General features: G+C 47.8%; 16 protein-coding genes. 2 read left to right on the forward strand and 14 right to left on the reverse strand.

The window, feature by feature from the left end; genetic code table 11:
• The first annotated feature begins 37 nt into the window (after window positions 1-37).
• Entirely contained in the window at window positions 38-1,972 is a 1,935-nt protein-coding gene (locus tag ABGT79_RS01825) for an FAD-dependent oxidoreductase (RefSeq protein ID WP_346664742.1), read from the forward strand.
• 130 nt (window positions 1,973-2,102) lie between these two features.
• Window positions 2,103-2,795 (forward strand): hypothetical protein, encoded by a 693-nt coding sequence (locus tag ABGT79_RS01830; protein ID WP_346664743.1) that lies wholly within the window; start codon window positions 2,103-2,105, stop codon window positions 2,793-2,795.
• A 166-nt stretch (window positions 2,796-2,961) separates the two neighbouring features.
• Here the strand turns inward: ABGT79_RS01830 and ABGT79_RS01835 are convergent, their stop codons facing one another.
• The 14 genes from ABGT79_RS01835 to ABGT79_RS01900 form a co-directional block, all read right to left on the reverse strand.
• On the reverse strand, window positions 2,962-3,510 hold the full coding sequence (locus tag ABGT79_RS01835; protein ID WP_346664744.1) for a VWA domain-containing protein: 549 nt from the start codon (window positions 3,508-3,510) through the stop codon (window positions 2,962-2,964).
• Window positions 3,511-3,538: 28 nt separating this feature from the next.
• Entirely contained in the window at window positions 3,539-4,066 is a 528-nt protein-coding gene (locus ABGT79_RS01840; protein ID WP_346664745.1) for a hypothetical protein, read from the reverse strand.
• 1,126 nt (window positions 4,067-5,192) lie between these two features.
• The gene (locus ABGT79_RS01845; protein ID WP_346664746.1) at window positions 5,193-6,161 is read right to left on the reverse strand and encodes a protein rep; all 969 of its coding nucleotides are present in this window, start codon (window positions 6,159-6,161) and stop codon (window positions 5,193-5,195) included.
• Window positions 6,162-6,278: 117 nt separating this feature from the next.
• The gene (locus ABGT79_RS01850) at window positions 6,279-7,163 is read right to left on the reverse strand and encodes a ParB/RepB/Spo0J family partition protein (protein ID WP_346664747.1); all 885 of its coding nucleotides are present in this window, start codon (window positions 7,161-7,163) and stop codon (window positions 6,279-6,281) included.
• 139 nt (window positions 7,164-7,302) lie between these two features.
• On the reverse strand, window positions 7,303-7,995 hold the full coding sequence (locus ABGT79_RS01855) for an ERF family protein (protein WP_346664748.1): 693 nt from the start codon (window positions 7,993-7,995) through the stop codon (window positions 7,303-7,305).
• A gap of 9 nt (window positions 7,996-8,004) precedes the next feature.
• Window positions 8,005-8,784, reverse strand: a complete 780-nt coding sequence (locus ABGT79_RS01860; protein WP_346664749.1) for a PD-(D/E)XK nuclease family protein — start codon at window positions 8,782-8,784, stop codon at window positions 8,005-8,007.
• Between the two features lie 72 nt (window positions 8,785-8,856).
• The gene (locus ABGT79_RS01865; protein ID WP_294484722.1) at window positions 8,857-9,735 is read right to left on the reverse strand and encodes a DUF3150 domain-containing protein; all 879 of its coding nucleotides are present in this window, start codon (window positions 9,733-9,735) and stop codon (window positions 8,857-8,859) included.
• A 9-nt stretch (window positions 9,736-9,744) separates the two neighbouring features.
• The gene (locus ABGT79_RS01870; protein ID WP_294484720.1) at window positions 9,745-9,966 is read right to left on the reverse strand and encodes a DUF2997 domain-containing protein; all 222 of its coding nucleotides are present in this window, start codon (window positions 9,964-9,966) and stop codon (window positions 9,745-9,747) included.
• Between the two features lie 9 nt (window positions 9,967-9,975).
• Window positions 9,976-10,407 carry a DUF1257 domain-containing protein gene (locus ABGT79_RS01875; protein ID WP_346664750.1) on the reverse strand — a complete coding sequence of 144 codons (432 nt, stop codon included), beginning with the start codon at window positions 10,405-10,407 and terminating at the stop codon, window positions 9,976-9,978.
• Window positions 10,408-10,414: 7 nt separating this feature from the next.
• Window positions 10,415-11,848: an AAA family ATPase gene (locus tag ABGT79_RS01880; RefSeq protein WP_346664751.1), complete on the reverse strand. Its 1,434-nt coding sequence runs from the start codon at window positions 11,846-11,848 to the stop codon at window positions 10,415-10,417.
• A gap of 444 nt (window positions 11,849-12,292) precedes the next feature.
• The gene (locus ABGT79_RS01885) at window positions 12,293-12,724 is read right to left on the reverse strand and encodes an IS5 family transposase (protein ID WP_346664752.1); all 432 of its coding nucleotides are present in this window, start codon (window positions 12,722-12,724) and stop codon (window positions 12,293-12,295) included.
• Window positions 12,725-13,224: 500 nt separating this feature from the next.
• Window positions 13,225-13,815, reverse strand: coding sequence for a DUF1796 family putative cysteine peptidase (locus ABGT79_RS01890; protein WP_346664753.1), 591 nt, complete (start codon window positions 13,813-13,815; stop codon window positions 13,225-13,227).
• 332 nt (window positions 13,816-14,147) lie between these two features.
• Window positions 14,148-15,941, reverse strand: coding sequence for an ABC transporter transmembrane domain-containing protein (locus ABGT79_RS01895; RefSeq protein WP_346664754.1), 1,794 nt, complete (start codon window positions 15,939-15,941; stop codon window positions 14,148-14,150).
• A 340-nt stretch (window positions 15,942-16,281) separates the two neighbouring features.
• Window positions 16,282-17,036, reverse strand: a protein-coding gene (locus ABGT79_RS01900; RefSeq protein ID WP_346664755.1) for an IS5 family transposase whose coding sequence is annotated in 2 segments (ribosomal slippage) — window positions 16,282-16,703 and window positions 16,703-17,036 — 756 coding nt in all. Because the reading frame shifts where the segments join, the coding sequence is not laid out codon by codon here.
• Window positions 17,037-17,417 lie beyond the last annotated feature (381 nt).

The raw sequence follows: 17,417 nt of genomic DNA on the forward strand, positions 1-17,417 counted from the left end.
GCCGCTCATCCTTTATCCGTCCAACGGAGAGAGCTTCATGAAATGTCTTGAACCTGCGCGCCTCGGCAACGTGGAACTGCGCAACCGCATCATCTGCCCCCCCATGGTGACCCGCTTTGCCTCGGAAGAAGGCCTCGTCACCGACCGTCTCATCGCATACGCCTCCGAAAGAGCCCGCGGCGGCGTGGGCCTCTACACGCTGGAAGCCACCTACGTCACCCCTCAGGGCAAGGGCTTTGAACACGGCGTGGGCATTGACGACGACAACAAGATTCCCGGCCTCAGGCGTCTCACCGACGCCGTCCACGCTCAGGGCGGCAAAATTTCCGTTCAGATTCATCACGCGGGCCGCGAAACCTGGAGCTCCGTCAGCGGACTGCCCGTGGTGGCCCCTTCCGACTGCCCCGTCGCCTATTCGGAAGAACCCGTTCACGTGCTGACGAAGGAAGAAATCGCCGTCATCGTCGGGCAGTTCGGCGCAGCCGCCCGGCGCGCCAGAGAGGCCGGGTTCGACGCCGTGGAAATCCACGGCGCTCACGGCTATCTGCTCACGCAGTTTCTCTCGCCCTACACCAACAAGCGACAGGACGAATACGGCAGTTCGCTGGAAAACCGCGCAAGACTCAGTCTTGAAGTCATACGGGCCGTGCGCGCGGCCGTGGGCAGAGATTTCACCGTGACATTCCGCATGAGCGTGGAAGAAAGCCTGCCCGGCGGTCTGCCGCTGCAGGACGGCGCGGCGGCAGCGGCGCTCTTTGCCGCCACGGGCGACATCGACGCCATCCACATCGTATCCGGCAACTACGCCACGCATCACACCGTGATTCCTCCGGCGAGCGAGGGCTACATCATCAACAGAGCGCGCGCCATTGCCGTGCGTCAGGCCGTGGGGCCGGACTTCCCCCTCATTCTTGCCGGGCGCATCAAGACCGTGTTTCAGGCCGAAGAAATCATTCAGAGCGGCATTGCCGACTTCGTGGCCATGGGACGCGCCCTCATTGCCGATCCCGAACTGCCCAGACTGTGCGCCGAAGGCAAGTTCAACGCCGTGCGCAACTGCCTCGGCTGCAACGACGGCTGCGCCATGCGCACCGGCGTGGGCCTCGACACGCTCTGCGCCGTGAACCCCTTCATGGGCTTCGAGGGCGAATTCCGCTCAGACGAGAAGGCAAAAACGCCTCTTCGCGTGCTCATTGTCGGCGGCGGCCCCGCCGGCATGGAGGCCGCATGGTACGCCGCCCGCCGCGGACACCGCGTCACCCTGTGCGAAAAGCGCTCCCGACTGGGCGGACAGTTCTTCCTCGCCTCGCTGCCGCCGTTCAAGACCGATCTGGCCATCTACCTGTTCAACATGTTCCATCGACTGGAAAACGTCGGCGTCGAGATTCGCCTGAACTGCCCCGTGAACGCAGACTTCATCCGCAGTTTCAACGCCGACAGAGTCATCGTCGCCACCGGCAGCCTTCCCCTCTCCATTCCCTTCAGGGGACTGGAAAACGTGCCGCATCTTTCCGCCGATGAGGTGCTCGACGGCCATCTCGACGACGCCGGAGCCCGGGTGGCCGTCATCGGAGGCGGACTCGTGGGCGCGGAAACGGCCGAATACATCGCCCGCACGGGACGCAGCGTCAGCATCGTGGAAATGGCGGACGACATTGCGCAGGGCATTCACCCCGTCATGCAGGACTTCATGAAAAAACGTCTGGCCGCGCTCAACGTTTCCGTGTTTACCGGGCACAAGGTGCAGGCCTTTGAAGGCAACCGCATTGCCGCCTCCCGCGCGGACGGGTCAACGGTCGATCTCGGTCCGTTCGACACCGTGGTCATCGCCCTCGGCTCCAGAGCCGACAAAACGCTGTGCTCCGATCTCGACGCCGCTGGCATCCCCTACTCCGCCGCGGGCGACTGCGTGAAGGCAGGCAGAGTGCTTGCGGCCGTAAGTTCCGCCATGCACGCGGTTCACGATCTCTAACACGTACTCTCCCCTGTTCCGGCGGACAGAGGGCAGCGCTCTCTTCCGCCGGACTCCCTCCACAACGCGGCCGCGACAGAATCGGAAGATGCTCACGCCGTCGTGACCGCCAGATTCTTGAGGAATCGGCATGCCCCTCTACCAGTATCCCTGCTGCAAAAACAAAATCATCGTCCTTACCGGAAAGACCTCCGGCACGCCCCTGAAACGCTGGTACCTGGAACGCCATGTGAAGGATCTTGCGTCTCTTCCCGACATGCGGGAATACCGGGCCAACATGCTTTCCGAACAGACGTTGAACTGCCTCACCCAGGAGACCAACGGCGATGATCCCTACGGCGTTGAAGCCGTGGACGAGATCAAGGGGCCGGACTGGAACGCCATCCGGCATCTGTACGAGGAGGCGCGCATTCTCGGAGCCTATCGGGTGACGGAATACATGATACGGGAACTGCATACCGACAGACCCGTCGTCCTGCGGACGCCTGAAATCAAACGCATCGCCATGCTGACCAAACCTGAAGGCGTGACGCATGAAGAGGCCATGACCTACTGGCTGGAGCGCCACCCCGCCTTCTGTTTCCGCCATCACAACGGCATGGCGTCCTATTCCCAAAACCACATCGACGAGCTTCTGACGGAAAACTCCATCCCTCTGGACGGATTTCCCATCCTCACCTACTGGAACGAAGACGCTTTCCGCTTCGGCCATTTCAGCATGAAGGATTCGAGAAAACTCATGCTCGAGGACTGCCGTCATTTCCGATCCACGTCTTTTGTCGTCACTGTCGATGAATACATCATGAAGCAGGAAGAACTCTGACAGCATATCCATATTTCATCTTCCCAACTTTAGGAAAAGATCAAAAAATAATTATCCGTAAAGCCTGCCTGTTATTCGTCACAGTCCTTCACGATTTTTATAGCGATCTGAAGAACCAGAATGCCTATCGCGAGCCAGGTCGTCTTTTTTATGGATGACGCCATGGTCACCTCCCTTTTTCGAGTAGAGGTTGTTGAAGAAGCCGGAACATTGCCGGAGCCGGTTCGCGGATGTCGGTGATGTTTTCGGAGATGGGAATCATAGAGCTGATGACCGGAGCATCGATGCCGATGCCCAGCACCTCCATTCCCATCTGTTGCGCTGCTGCTATCGTTTCTTTTGCAGTCTCAGGATCGTCCGGGTAGCCGCCCGTCACCACCAAGATGATTTTTCGATGTTCAGGGCGTGTCGAAAGCATCCCAAGTACCCACCACAGGGCTTCCGTCATGGGAGTGCTTCCATGAGCTTCTGCGGCGAATGAGTTTGTTATACGTTTACCATGTTGCAATAACGGATAAACTGTGGCCGCAACATCTTCCTTATGATCGGCAGGGAAAGCAGAAACGCCCACGGAGATGCCCGGAATAGCAGCAAGAGCCAGCGCCACGGAGCAACAGGCGGCACAGGCAAGCTCGATACGGCTGGTCATGGAACCGGAAATGTCCAGAAGAATATGGACGGCGGTATCGATTCCTGTGACGGATTCGTTTTTCATGAACAGTCTGGGATCATGAACCGCGAGTCTATAGAGACCATGAGTCGAGAGTCTCTCCATGCCGTGAGGGACCGGAACGCCGCAATACCTGGGATTGCAGAAGCCCTTGGAGTTTTGTCCGTAAGGCTCTGGATATGGCCTGAGCTTCCACGATAAGCGCATCGGGAAGTTCGGTTGTTGAGAGCTTGCCTGTTACTGCAACGCTCATTCCCTTTCGTTGCTTAGGGGAGCATTGGCCGGAAATCATGTCGGAGAGCTGCTTACCCATAGAGGGTGGCAGCTCTTCTTCCGTTGCCTGTACGAGTTCATGTAGCGATTGTTGTTCGCCTCCTGTTTGTGGCTCTTGTTGGGTTCGTTCTGAGTTATTCTGCGCAGTTATCGAGGGGGATACTACTGAGCTTTCGGTGGATTTCTGTTCCTTCTGGGCTTCCTGTTCGATGAGCCGGAGAATATCTTGGGCAAAATCCAGCGAATCCTGCGTAGATCGGCATCGGGCCGGAATATCCCGCATGATCGCGTCAATTTTTGGAGCGTAATCCGGGCCAGTGTTTTCCATGATGCTTGCTTCGAGTTCGCAATGACGAACCAGCTCCGCACATCCCAGGAACGCAGCGTCAGGAGCACCCGTAAAACAGGTAGTTTTCTGTTTCGGTCGCTTCCGCTCCCGCAGATGCCTGAAGACTTAAACAGCGTCCCACAAGGTGTCAGATACCTTATGGGACTTTTTGAAACTTTGTGGGAGATGGCTTTGAACATCCTTCAAGGTGTGCCCCTCTGGCAACAAAAAACAGCTCTGCCACTTCGGCACGTCGGCCCCGGATACGCTTTACAGACCCGGGGCTTGCACGACGGTCATTTCATTTAACGCCGGAAATGAATTCCGACTGTTCATGCCCGTCGGCCGGGCTCCTGGCGTCGCCCGGGGCGACATTTTCTAGCCGCCTGAGCAACTCTGCCTCCCGTCTGCTCTGGACACACTGTACTGTCGCGTAACTTGCACGACGGGCATTTCATTTAACGCCGGAAATGAATTCCGGCTGTTCATGCCCGTCGGCCGGGCTCCTGGCGTCGCCCGGGGCCCCGGGCGCTGAGATGACGGGAGATGGCACGACAAGAACGCAAAAAACGCTCTGGGCAAAGGCCCATCCTCCCCGACGGCTTAAAACACGAATCCCCGCAGCCTGTACGAACTGCGGGGACATGTTTTGCTCTTCTGGCGGGAGAGGGATTTGAACTGACAAGATAACATATTGATATTTATATAAAATACTGTAGTTTGCTTATGGAGAATACATCTTTTCATACATCCCTGTCATTTATACAAAAAATAAATAATTTCAATTAGTTATGTAAAAATCAACAAGAGTCAAAGGGACATGATCTTTTTCCCGTTTTTTTCACGCCTTCTTCCCCTGAAAAACGCATCCAATGGACGCATGGGAGGAGGGCACCTGTCGCTCAGTTAAAAAATTCCCCATACCATTCGGCATGGGGATATAGGGCGTCGTAAATGCCAGAGGGCAACCTTATTTAATAGTATAGAAACTTCTGATCACAAATTTATCTTTTAAAATCGACTATAAACACATATATTTCAATATGTTATTATATAATGCACGTACAGATTCATGTAACTCTGAGTCGGAGACTTTTTATGGAGATCAATCTGTCTATACTATAACTCAGACTCCTCCAATTTCTGAATAAAAAGTATCCGTACTCTTCCATAGAAGAAATTTTTCCTTATTTTTTTGAATATATTTTTCTGTATCTAATCTATTAAGTAAATAACAATTTTTATACTCTGCTGCGAAGTCAGCAGAAGATATATTATGTTTAGTATTACTTTTGCTAAATATTCCGCCTCTAGTTACATATTTCATATTTACAATTTGACTTATAAACGAAGTTAAAGATCTTCTATTTAACGATAATATGAGATTTTCTAAATCCTTTGACTTTAGTATATATTTCATCTTTTGAATTATTTTACTTATGCTTGTAATTGACTGTATATTAGTTTGAACTGGTATGTAATTTTCTTCACAAGAAACTTCATATATTATTTTATTTACCATATATGGCGTAAATTTTAACTTATACGCAATGCTATCAAATATATCACATACTATACTATTAAAATCAGTATTTTTTATAAAATTTCTACCTTTTACGCTATTTGACATGAATAATACACAATGCATATGTATATGAATATAGTTTTTATCAGTGATACTTCCAAATTCTATACATGTAATATATCCTGAAATTCTATTTCTGAAAAATTTATTATTTTTTATTTTTGTAAATGTTCCTCTTAATACATTTATTAAATCTTTAATATATTTGATTTCAACTCTTTTTGGTGAAATTGTAAAAAATATTGCATTACAAGTATCCATACTTTCTATCTTACTAATCAGATCATTTTTAATTTTATACAATTTAATATCGCTACATATAGGACACATACAATCTTTACATCTATAAAATCCAATAGGTTTTTGTGTAATTTCACCTGTATTTTCATTTATCTTATTAATAACATACATAAAAGAAGAACAATTTTCTAAAAATCTTCTTCTAAAGTGACCAGCTTTTTCCAATTTATCAATAAGATTTTCACTATTTTTTCGAATTACAAATGCCATGTCTTCCTCTTTTGCATATAAAACTTGATATATTTATGTAATACATTTCAAGTTAACTTATTTTATTTTTTAAGAAGACGGTAAAATATATACCGTCTTCTCCGATATTACCATATATTATACGCTTTCTTCATTACCATTTACAAAATTTATATATTCATTTTCATTATATTTTTCTATTAAATTTACAATTTTCTGTGCAACTTCATACACATCTGTAAGATCTTCTTGTGCAAGATCAGAATTGTTCGACAGATACATATATAATTTATTGATATCATAATAGGCTTTACTCTTCGGGTCTTTTTTCTGTCTCATAGGTTTGTTTTCCTTTTTTTCCATGTAATTATTGAACGCTTCCATTTGCTTATCCTCCTTCTTTCTTGCAATGATTAGCATGTCTCGTTTTGGAATATCGTGTCTTTGTCGTATGCTATTACGTATTTTTTCATCAAGATTCATCAACGTTCTATAATCTGAAACCGTTTGTTTCGATATATGAAGCGTCTCAGTAAGATACTTTGTCGTCAGGTGATACTTATTTATGTACTCGGCCATGTCGATGTAATGAATATCTGCTCTGGCAATGTTATCTTCCAGACAGACATTTCTGAGATTGGAATAAATAAATCTGGCCCGGATAGTCTTAAATCCAAGTTCTCGACAGGCACGCAACCGACGCTGACCGGAAATCAGATATATCCGCTTCTCAGACAGCTCCGGCTTTGCTTTATCTCCGACAGTCGCTTCCGTAAGGATAATGCTGCTGTTCTGACCAGTGGCTTTGATGCTGTTCTTCAGAGTCTCAAGCTCTTCCATATCCATGTGCTTACGAATTTCACATGGGTTGTCGAAAATAAGGTCAACGGGAATTTCGTATTCCTTATTTTCTTCATATTCCCTTCTGCTTTCATCTACAGGAACAAGTGGAAACGTATTGATGTTGAGTTTTTCAAAAACTTGATCACTCAGTTCACTAATTTGATCTTGAAAAGAAGCCATAACTAACTCCATTGTTGAATGTTAAACAAAAAAAATAAACTACTAATACCATTTCTATATAAAAACATAAAAAATTTACAACACAAAAAATAAGCCCTCTTTTGATGTAAAAGAGGGCTTTTGTTTTAGCCTGTCGAAGCTATTGTCTGATGGGTTGCGGTTTTCTGTAGGGGTTGAGGGTTTTGATCAATCCCCGCATAGCCAAGGGACTTCCCTTACATTCTCTAAGTATTTCAACCTGTTCCTGATATTGCTCATTAGTCATGCTCTCCACAGGACAGCCGTAGAGCTGCTCCAGGTATTTCCGGTAATGGGGAATGTAGTCGGCAAGATTCAAGGACGAAAGTATCTGACTCAGCGGTATTTTCTTTTGTGCGGTCGAAGACTGCGACCGGGAAGTACGCCGTGACGGACACTTTTCCTGTGGAAAGGATGCGGCATTGCCGTCATCATCTTCTTCCGTGACTATGCCGAGCATGGCAGAAAGAGCATAGCGTCGCCCATAGGTACAGGCAGAGCCAAAACCTTGAGCGTCATTTTTTGCCAGCGGGATCATGGCCAGACCTGCCTGATACTGACCAGTGTCCGCATGAACAAGCTTGGTGACAATGCCGCAGTATCCGGGTTCGGCGGGAACTTGGTGCTGAACCAGCAGAATGCCGTTGTCAATCAATACGGAGCGACAACAGTCCATAATACTGTTCAGTGTCGCGTATCTGTTTTTGACAAAAGGATTGACGGCATCTTTTATAGCAGGTTGAAGCTGCCTCTGCACATTCAGAAGCGCTTTTGCCAATTCACGTATATCATCTGATGCATAGGAAAATTCCATACGATAACCTCACATTATGGATTTTGACTGGAAGCATATGTCCTGATGCTGACACCAGGAACAGTGCATTCCGATATTTTTATAAAAGTTCCCCTGCAGGATAGCCTGGGATATGGACAGCAGCATGGAGTATGTCTGCTGGAAATCCTTTCTGCTCCGTGCAGAGTTGAGCCATACGACTTTGGGATTTTTAGTTCTGACAAGGTACAGATAAGAAACCGGAACACAACTGTTCCAGCCGAAACGACTGGCCAGAAGGTACGCATAGGTACTGAGTTCCAGGGAACGATCTGCCTGCCAGTCAAACGGAGTTCGTGCCGAAGTCTTGATATCTATGACTCGGTAAATTCCGTCATCTGTGCAGTCTATGAGATCCATGTATCCGCGAAGCAGTATGTTCTCATGGACCTCACCTGTCTCAGGATTGAACAACGGATACTCAAAGTACGTTTCCATATCCACGGGATTGAGAGGGGCTATCTGCGAGAGAAATGTTTCAGCTTCTTTGAGTACGCTGTCCTGAGCTTTTTTCATGGCTTCCGGGCTTTCATATTCTGTGCCCGTCAGCTCGATGTCCTTCCAGAATTCGTCGGATGCCACTCTGGAAATTTCTGCAATCTTGTCACCATACACGATGGTGTTCTCGATGACATGATGAAGTGCAGAGCCTTCCAGCATGGCCTTCGGAGTTTTTTCAGGAATGATCTTATCGACGTATGTATACTGGTACTTCTGAGGGCACAGGGTAAATGTGCCGATTTTGGACTTGGAGAGTCTCAGAGTGGTCATGATTCCTCCGAAAAGGAGGGCGGCGAGAGATCCCGCCACCCTTTTGAATTGTGACGGGAACAAGCCTGTGCCTTAATCGCTCATGCGGATTTTTCTTCGGGGAAGATTCTCCAGCGACTGATCAATGGCAGCAAGCAGCTCGCTCATTTTTCCGTGCATTTCCGTTTTGAAGGAAACGTCGGTACGAAGCCGTGCGGGCGATACGCCGTCCACAATGCTTTTGCATTGCTGCACCAGCGACTCCAGCTGTTCATCCTGAAAGATGTTCCTGTCGTCGAAATGAGACAGAAACTCATGCAGGTTTTCCACAGCGGAAGATCGGAGGCGTTTTGGCGTTCCGTCGGTTCCGTTCAGCTTGTCGGTCAGATTGGATACCAGATCGACAAACTCCATTCTCAGCGCCTCTTCGGCTTCCTGACGTGCCTGCGCCATGAGTTCCTTGAACTTGGTCATTTCCTCCTGGTACAGAGAGGCAGGGAGTATTCGGGATGTGGACGGGCCGACCGTGAGGTAACGCCATTCAAAGCGAAAGCGTCCCTTCAGCTGATCGGCAGAAGGGTAGTCCAGCTGATCGAAGAGTTCTCCCAGTTTCTCCGCTGCTTCCGTAATGGCGGAAGGATACCAGTAGAGAAAACTTTCCACGGAACATTCGTAATCGTTTTTAAACGTTGAAAGCTGATCCTGTATGGCAGGAATCAGCTTCCGTGGAACGAGTACGCAGCCTCGAATGGGAAATGGCAAGGCCAGTTTTCGGATGTAGTTTCGGGCTTTGCCGGTTATTTGTTTGATGGGAGCCGTGGATTCCGGATCAAGGAGAAGTTTTCTCCCTTTCAGATAGTCCACGTTTCCGACCTCAGCCAGAAGTGCGGGCGGCAGTTTTCTGTCAATGCTCCAGCAGGTTGCCGTGAGCTGAAGAAGCGCCGCATCCTTGAAGATATCAGAATACGACACGTCGGACTCCTAATGGATGGAATAACCGCCGTTCCTGCACACGGGAACATGACGGGTCACTTCTTTCCCTTCCCTATTAATATAGGAAAGAGGCGTCAGTTCACGGGAGATTTCCTCGCCGAGAACCTGCTTGATGAATTCCGAAGCTTCCAGGCACGTTTTGCCCTTGAAGCCGGAAGTTTCCAGCGTGACTTCGCCTGTGGCGTCGATGGAAATGGTGATGGTTTTCATGGTGCTCTCCTATACCGCGGTCAGGGTGATTCTCAGGGTATTGTCGACCTTCTTTTCCGAGTAGAAATAGTTGTGGCGTTTTGCCTGGGCTTTTACGACTTCCGCCGTATATGCCTGCTTGAGCAGTTCGCCATGATGGCCGACAGCCTTTCTGAGTCCCTGATCCCAGTCGTCAAAGAGCAGGATGTATTCATCACCGCGTCTGATAACGCCGATCTCATAGCCGAGTTTGGCCGTGGGAACCTGTATGGCATGGTCACATTTGCCGAGTTGTTCCTCGGTGATGTCCGTGTGAATCTTCAGGTCTTCGGGATGCACCACACGCCCATACCACGTATAGGTTTTCTGGTTCTCCACGAAGCGAAGATCGAGCCGTTCACAGGCTTTCTTGAGAAGGTTCAGGTCTTTGATCTGAAGTTTGATTTTAGCGATGTGCGACATGGTTGCCTCACTTGGCCGGGGTAAGAGGTTTTCTGGCTACGGAACGGATTTTTCTCACTTCCTGAGGAGCCTCGTCGGGGGTATTGGCTATTCTTGCTCTGGACATGGCCCAGGAACGCAAGGCGTCAATCTCTTCCTTCATGGTTCGGGAAAGCGGAATCAGGTTCTTTCTGGCTTCTTCCAGACCGTCAAAGAGGGAATCCCTGACGATCTGTTCCAGTTCGGAACCTGTGTATCCGTTCAGCTGCTCCGCCCACTCAAGGGGCATGGCAGTTCCGTATTTTCTGTTCATGATGGCAATGATCTCCCTTCGCTCCTCAAGAGCGGGAAGATCGACAAACCAGATGGAATCAAATCTGCCGGAGCGCAAAAACTCCGCAGGCAGTTCCCTGATGTTGTTTGCCGTGGCCACGATGAACGCCTTGTTCTGATCATTCATCCATGTGAGGAAATGAGAGAACATGCCGCTGGTGGTTCCGCCGTCGCTGCTTCCGTTGCCCTTGACTCCTCCGAACATTTTTTCGAGTTCATCGAGGAAAAGGACACAGTTGCCGAAGGCGTCTATGATCTTGGTTGCTTCTCTGATTCTTCGTTCCGATTCGCCGACAAGGGAATTTTTGAGTTGCCCTATGTCCAGACGAAGCAGAGGAAAATCCAGCATGGAAGCAACGGCACGGGCGGACAGTGACTTGCCTGTTCCCGGAATGCCCACAAGAAGGATTCCTTTGGGCCTGGGAAGCGACGAGTCAGGGGAGTAGGCCTGTGCGCGGTTCTGGATGTAGCTTTTCAGTCTTTTCAGGCCACCTACGTTCTGCATGTCGGCAGAGGGATAAAGCTCCAGCAGACCAGATTTCTTAATCATCTGCGCTTTGGCTTCAGTGATGACCTTGGAACTGAAATAGCCTTTTTTCACCAGCGATAAGCTGAAGGCAGTTTCTGCCTGAAATTCAGTCAAACCTGTGGCGAGCCTTGAGGCTTTGCGGTTTGTCCTGATGTTGGTGGTTTCGCCGATCTCGGCCTGCAGGCGCATCAACGCCTCTTCATCGGGCAGCTTCATCTCGATGAGATGAAAGAATGGTTGGAGTTGAATCGGAAGAGTCGGCAATGGGGAGACCATGACCAGACAGTTGCCGACACTTTTCCAGAGAAGAATTCCGTTCAGAATGGACTGGCAGACGACAGGATCGTCAAGAAAGTGCTGGAGTCCATGGGCGATGAGCACCGTATCCTTCACAGTGGAAAGCCATTGAACAGCTTCGACAGGGTTTTGGATTTCGTTGAGAGTGAAGGATGACGGGGCCATGCCGTGAACACCGGAGACACAATCCCAACGGCATATCTGCCATTCGGGAATCTTCCTCATGAGTTCATCCGCTCGATGCGGTTCCTGAGTTTGTAACAGGATGGCGGGGAAACCGGCTTTCAGATAGTCAGTAATCATAATAAAACCTCCTATCTGATACTATTTCTATATAAAAAATGAAAAAGCCCCATGACAGGATCACAGGGCTTAATGAATTGTTGGCGGGAGCCATAGCTTTCAGGCTGTCGGTTCCATAGGACAAACAGATCTTCCGTTTGTCGCTGTTTGGTGAAGTATGTTTCTAGCTTGGCGTCAAGCTCTTTTCCTTTTTCGAGTTCTTTTTATCTACACGCAACTTTTCTAGAGCGTGTCTGCAAACCTCTTATCGAAAACAGATAAGTGAAACATATAGACATACAAAGGCCGAAAAATCCTCTGAAAACTTACCATAACTTGTTGCAATTTTACGATATTCTTTAATCTTGTTGAAAAATATCTCTATAAGATGACGTTCCTTGTAGAGATACTATCAATTGTACAGAGATAATATTTCGTCATTATTGAGGGAATAACTGATTCACATCACTGCTGGTGAAGCGTATCGATGAGACTCCTGCTGTCATAGCCCTTATCGGCTAGAATTGTTGTGTTATGATACTGGATTAGAAGGCTACTGGCTTGAGGATACTCGGAGTATTGTCCTGCCGTGACAGTAAAAGCTATCAAATTACCGAGAGCATCCACTACCGCATGGGTTTTGGAGGTAACGCCGCCACGACTTCGGCCGAGAGCCTGATTGATTCCAGAGCCATGTCGAGCTCCGGCACTATGCTTATAAGCATGAACGTATATCCCATCAATCATGATGTAGTTCATGTCAGCCTGCAAGGCAAGAAGCTCAAGGATAACGGTCAGATATCCTCTTTTCTGCCAACGCCTGAATCGGAAATATACAGTTTTCCACGAACCATATTTTTCTGGCAAAGTTCGCCATGGAGATCCGGCTCGCAGCATCCAATGTTACAGCATTGAGAAAGTTTCTGATGTCACCAGTCGGTCGCTCTCCTCGAGGAGAGCCTTCTGTCGACAGTATAGGCTCAAGTCTGAGTCAGAGGGCTTCAGGGATGTCATAGTAGCACACTGCCCTGTCGTAACACGATGAAAACCTTACCTAACCTGACTTTCCTCTTTTCGTGAACTGTTTTTGCAGACACACCCTAATTCTGTCCTATTCTTTAATGGTATTTTTCTTTCACTAATGACAGATCTATCAATATTCAACGCCTTAGTATAAATTATGATAGTCTTTTTTTAGTTGATCATTATAATTTCTTATCTACAAACTTTATCTTCAGAGCTAGCATCATTACTCCTAGCAGTTTTTCTTAACTGTATTTTTTTTAAAATTTTATCCCATTCTTTAGTATTGCCAAGCCAAAATTTTGGGTTTTCAGGTCCTGCCCCATCAGGGTGTACATCATTAAAGTGAAAATTATAAATATAACAATTTGTCTTTATTTTTTATAAGAAATTCCTATTTCTACAGAATTTTCTATATTTATATATACCAATATTTTGTTAGGAAATAGTCTATCCATATCGAGCAAAAATTTTTCTATATTTTTCACTTGTCCATCTCTATTAGAGATAAAGCATATTTCTTGTGAATTATGAATTATTTTTTTTAAACGATCAAATCTTCTTTTCATAATTTCAAAAAATTGCAAATATCTTTCTTCTATTGGTATATCCGTAGGAAAAGAGTGCATAGAAATCATACCTGTTTTTACATCTTGAATTCTTCTAAAATTATTTTTATCCATATTTAAATCAATATGATTAATAAAAAAATCATGAAATCCATTTTCAAAAAAATCTGTTATAGTACTAAGACTGTAATTCATCATCCAATCAAATGGAGATGAGTAAAAACGCAAATTATTTCTACGAAGAGCTGCTGCAGGACGACATGCGTTTCCTAAACTCATTATATAGTCAAATTTAAAATCATTTAATAAAGGACACCCTCGCATTATACGCAAATATTTACATATATTTCGTATAATTGAAGTAGAGTAAAAACTATTTTTTAATATATTATTCATAATGCTCTTCTTCCTTGGTTATCGCGTTCCAAAATGTTATACTACCTTTTTAAATAAATCCACAAGCACTGTCAGGACATTTTAAATATCCGGCAAACGCCGATGCACTCATCTTGGGGGGGACCTCCTTTTGATTTGCTTCAGGGCGCAGTTGTCAGACTGCACCTCCTTTTTAGCTAGTCAAAAGGGGTTATTATAACACTCTCATAACTATAAGTTTTCGTCCCCAAGCCTAGCTGGGGGGCTTTTAACCAAATCCTCCCCCCCCCCTGAAGGGATGGGCCTGACTTTCGTTCAAAAGGAAGATAATGTTACGACTACAGAGTTACGCATCAGGCAACGTTCTCAGACTCCGTCACAGAATCCTTGAACTGCATATTATACAGCGTGCGGTACTTGCCATTGGATATTGCCATTAGCTCTTCATGAGTACCGAGTTCCACAAGCTCGCCTTCATTGATGACAGCGATACGGTTGGCGTTTTTCACAGTGGACAAACGATGCGCGATGACGAACACGGTTTTATCCTTCATGAGGTTGTCGATGGCCTGCTGGACTATGCCTTCCGACTTATTGTCGAGAGCAGAGGTTGCTTCGTCAAGAATAACGATAGGGGCGTCCTTGAGGAAGGCACGGGCAATAGCGACTCTCTGTTTCTGACCGCCGGAAAGGAGCATGCCACGTTCACCGATGGAGGTGTTCACACCATCTTTCAAAGAGGCTACAAACTCAGTAAGACAGGCGCGTTCCAAAGCCAGCGCGACTTCCTCGTCGGTAGCATCTGGCTTTCCCAGAAGGATATTCTCCTTAATAGTCCCTTCAAACAGAAAATTATCCTGAAACACCATAGCAATATGCTGGCGCAAATCGTACAGACTGAAATCACGGATATCCACACCATCTATGGAAATGCTGCCGGAGGTAACATCATAGAATCGAGGGAGCAGGCTCACGATGGTACTCTTGCCACCGCCGGAATTACCCACGAGAGCAAGCATCTCGCCCGCCTTGACATCAAGATCTATCCCCTTGAGAACATTGACGCCCTTCTTGTAGGCAAAAGTCACGTTCGTGAAGGAAATGCCTCTTTTAATTTTGCCGATTTCCTTAGGTTCTTTCTTTTCAGGTAGATATACCGGACGCTCCAGCATTTCAAAGGCTCGTTCAATGGCAAGGAAGGACTGCTGTACGGAAATCGCCACATTGGAGATATTCTTCAGCGGAGTATACAGCATGAGGAGCGCGGTAAGGAAGGAGACGAAGTTGCCGGGAGTGATCTTTCCTTCCACAATGAGCCAGCTGCCGAAGGCGATAGCAAGACCGAGGCCAATGGACACGACAAAGTGCATAAAAGGTGAAAGCCACGCAGTACGGCGCGTTATGGCAATGCGAAAATCAAAGAGATTTTCCTGTATACGATTGAACTGAGCCTTCTGATTGTTCTGCAGATTATACGCGGCAATAGTGCGGTTGCCAGAAAACGTTTCGTTGTAGATGGTATTCACCTTGGCCATGCCCGCAGTATCTTTGGAGACCAGAGACTTGATAAGTTTTTTTACGCGGGTGAGCGGTGCCACCGCCACGACTAGGATAACGATGGCCAGGATAGAAAGCTGCCACGAATTATAGAGCAGCACGCCAATAAGAGCAACAGAGGAACAAATACGGGAGATGAAGCTTTTCAGGTTTCCCAGCAAGCCGGCACAGGCTTTTTCTGCATCATTATTGAAGCGGTACATTACTTCGCCGGAACTTGTTTTGTCAAAAAAACCGGGTTCCATCTGAAGGAGCTTATCATACAGGCGCTCTCTCAGAGACATCGTAAGCTTGCCGCCGACCCACGAGTTAAGGTAGACGCCTCCGAAGTTCAGCAGACCCTGCACCGTGGTAAAGCCGACGATAAGCAGAGGGATGTACCATGGCGCCTCCATATTTTTGCCTACCACAACGATATCTGTGTAAGGCTTGAGAAATAGAGCTATTGCGGCATCCAGAGCGCCAACAGGGACACAAATGAGAAGAGACAGCAACGCGATAGGCCAAATGGGCTTCACGAAGGGCCACATACGGCCGTAGTTCACGACGAACTGACTCTGCCTGATCTTCTCTTTGATATTTTTACTCATACATACTCCAAAACAGAAGAAGGCTTACTCCGGGTAAAGAATAGCCGACTTATCCAGGAAGTGCCTTCATGCCACGGTAGGCCATCCGTGGCCTATTCCACCGTCACACTCTTGGCGCGGTTTCAAGATGACTCCACATCCTTACCGAGATGGTCGACCACGCAGGAGATGCAAAGCTGAAACGCTGACAACGCAAAAAAGCCCACAGTCACTGGATTCGCTTCGGGCAGAACCATAACTCTTCCACAGGCAGTTCAAGGCCTTGCCGTCCTTCTCCTGCACCAGTGCGAACGTCGGGAACGAGGAATATCCATCAGCATGGATCTAGGTTCAGGACTCATTAAATATAAAAGATGACAATGGCAGCGAGACAAATGGCCGAAAAGAACGTGTGTGCACAACGGTCATAACGCATGGCTATTCTGCGCCAATCCTTGAGTCGGCCGAACATGATTTCTATCTTGTGCCGCTGCTTATAAACCTCCTTGTCATAGACCACCGGAGTTTTTCGGCTGTGTCTGCCAGGAATACACGGCGTGATTCCTTTACGGGACAAGGCATGACGAAACCAGTCGGCATCATAGCCTCTATCCGCCAGAAGCTCCCTGGCCTGCGGCAGAGTATCAAGCAGGACAGCAGCGCCTTTGTAGTCGCTCACCTGACCGCCGGACAGATGGAAGGCCAACGGTTGACCGAAGGCATTGCAGACAGCGTGGAGTTTTGAATTCAGGCCGCCTTTTGTGCGTCCGATACATCGGGAAAGGCCCCTTTTTTCAGCAAACTTGCTGCTGTCCTGTGTGCCTTGAGATGTGTGGTATCAATCATCAAGCGTGTTGTGGAGCCGTTTTGTTCAACAAGCTCCGCAAAAATCCTGTTAAAGACACCCAATCGGCTCCAGCGGATAAAACGATTGTAGAGAGTTTTGTATGGTCCATACTCGCGCGGGGCATCTTTCCATTGCAGGCCATGCTTGATGACATAGATAATGCCGCTGACGACACGCCTGTCATCGACTCTCGGAATGCCGTGGGAACGAGGAAAGTAGCGTTTGATACGAGCAATCTGTTCATGAGAAAGATAAAAAAGTTCCTTCATGGCATCCTCCCTATGCCGACAATAAGAACTTTTTACCCTTTTGGCAATTAATGAGTCCTGAGCCTAGCTGATTTCCTTGAGCTTCAGCGTACCCTCCAAGGCAAGATCACGAGGAATCCTTGCCGATGAGATGAGCGAGAATTCGGTATTTGTGTCAAAGGAGAAGAAGCGATCTTTGGCGATAAGCTCGTCTTTAATCTCCTGAAAGTTTTCAATAATACAGTTTGAATGATGGGTATCTGCCCGTCCTGCGAGAGGTGAGGATGGGTGTTGCGCTCCACAGACAGACCGCGAGTGACCCAGCGTGTGGCCAGATGCCCGCCCTGCCAGCATAGCGCCCGACGTCTGAAGCCTAGATTCCAGATTGGAGAACTTACCCGC

The organism is uncultured Mailhella sp. (assembly GCF_963931295.1).
In the GTDB taxonomy this organism is placed as follows: Bacteria; Desulfobacterota; Desulfovibrionia; order Desulfovibrionales; family Desulfovibrionaceae; genus Mailhella.

What these genes read in the sequence shown, in the direction of transcription:
- ABGT79_RS01825 (WP_346664742.1), top strand. Translation starts at nt 38, where the DNA reads ATGAAATGTCTTGAACCTGCGCGCCTCGGCAACGTGGAACTGCGCAAC.
- ABGT79_RS01830 (WP_346664743.1), top strand. Translation starts at nt 2,103, where the DNA reads ATGCCCCTCTACCAGTATCCCTGCTGCAAAAACAAAATCATCGTCCTT.
- ABGT79_RS01835 (WP_346664744.1), bottom strand. Translation starts at nt 3,510, where the DNA reads ATGAAAAACGAATCCGTCACAGGAATCGATACCGCCGTCCATATTCTT.
- ABGT79_RS01840 (WP_346664745.1), bottom strand. Translation starts at nt 4,066, where the DNA reads ATGGAAAACACTGGCCCGGATTACGCTCCAAAAATTGACGCGATCATG.
- ABGT79_RS01845 (WP_346664746.1), bottom strand. Translation starts at nt 6,161, where the DNA reads ATGGCATTTGTAATTCGAAAAAATAGTGAAAATCTTATTGATAAATTG.
- ABGT79_RS01850 (WP_346664747.1), bottom strand. Translation starts at nt 7,163, where the DNA reads ATGGCTTCTTTTCAAGATCAAATTAGTGAACTGAGTGATCAAGTTTTT.
- ABGT79_RS01855 (WP_346664748.1), bottom strand. Translation starts at nt 7,995, where the DNA reads ATGGAATTTTCCTATGCATCAGATGATATACGTGAATTGGCAAAAGCG.
- ABGT79_RS01860 (WP_346664749.1), bottom strand. Translation starts at nt 8,784, where the DNA reads ATGACCACTCTGAGACTCTCCAAGTCCAAAATCGGCACATTTACCCTG.
- ABGT79_RS01870 (WP_294484720.1), bottom strand. Translation starts at nt 9,966, where the DNA reads ATGAAAACCATCACCATTTCCATCGACGCCACAGGCGAAGTCACGCTG.
- ABGT79_RS01875 (WP_346664750.1), bottom strand. Translation starts at nt 10,407, where the DNA reads ATGTCGCACATCGCTAAAATCAAACTTCAGATCAAAGACCTGAACCTT.
- ABGT79_RS01880 (WP_346664751.1), bottom strand. Translation starts at nt 11,848, where the DNA reads ATGATTACTGACTATCTGAAAGCCGGTTTCCCCGCCATCCTGTTACAA.
- ABGT79_RS01885 (WP_346664752.1), bottom strand. Translation starts at nt 12,724, where the DNA reads ATGCTGCGAGCCGGATCTCCATGGCGAACTTTGCCAGAAAAATATGGT.
- ABGT79_RS01890 (WP_346664753.1), bottom strand. Translation starts at nt 13,815, where the DNA reads ATGAATAATATATTAAAAAATAGTTTTTACTCTACTTCAATTATACGA.
- ABGT79_RS01895 (WP_346664754.1), bottom strand. Translation starts at nt 15,941, where the DNA reads ATGAGTAAAAATATCAAAGAGAAGATCAGGCAGAGTCAGTTCGTCGTG.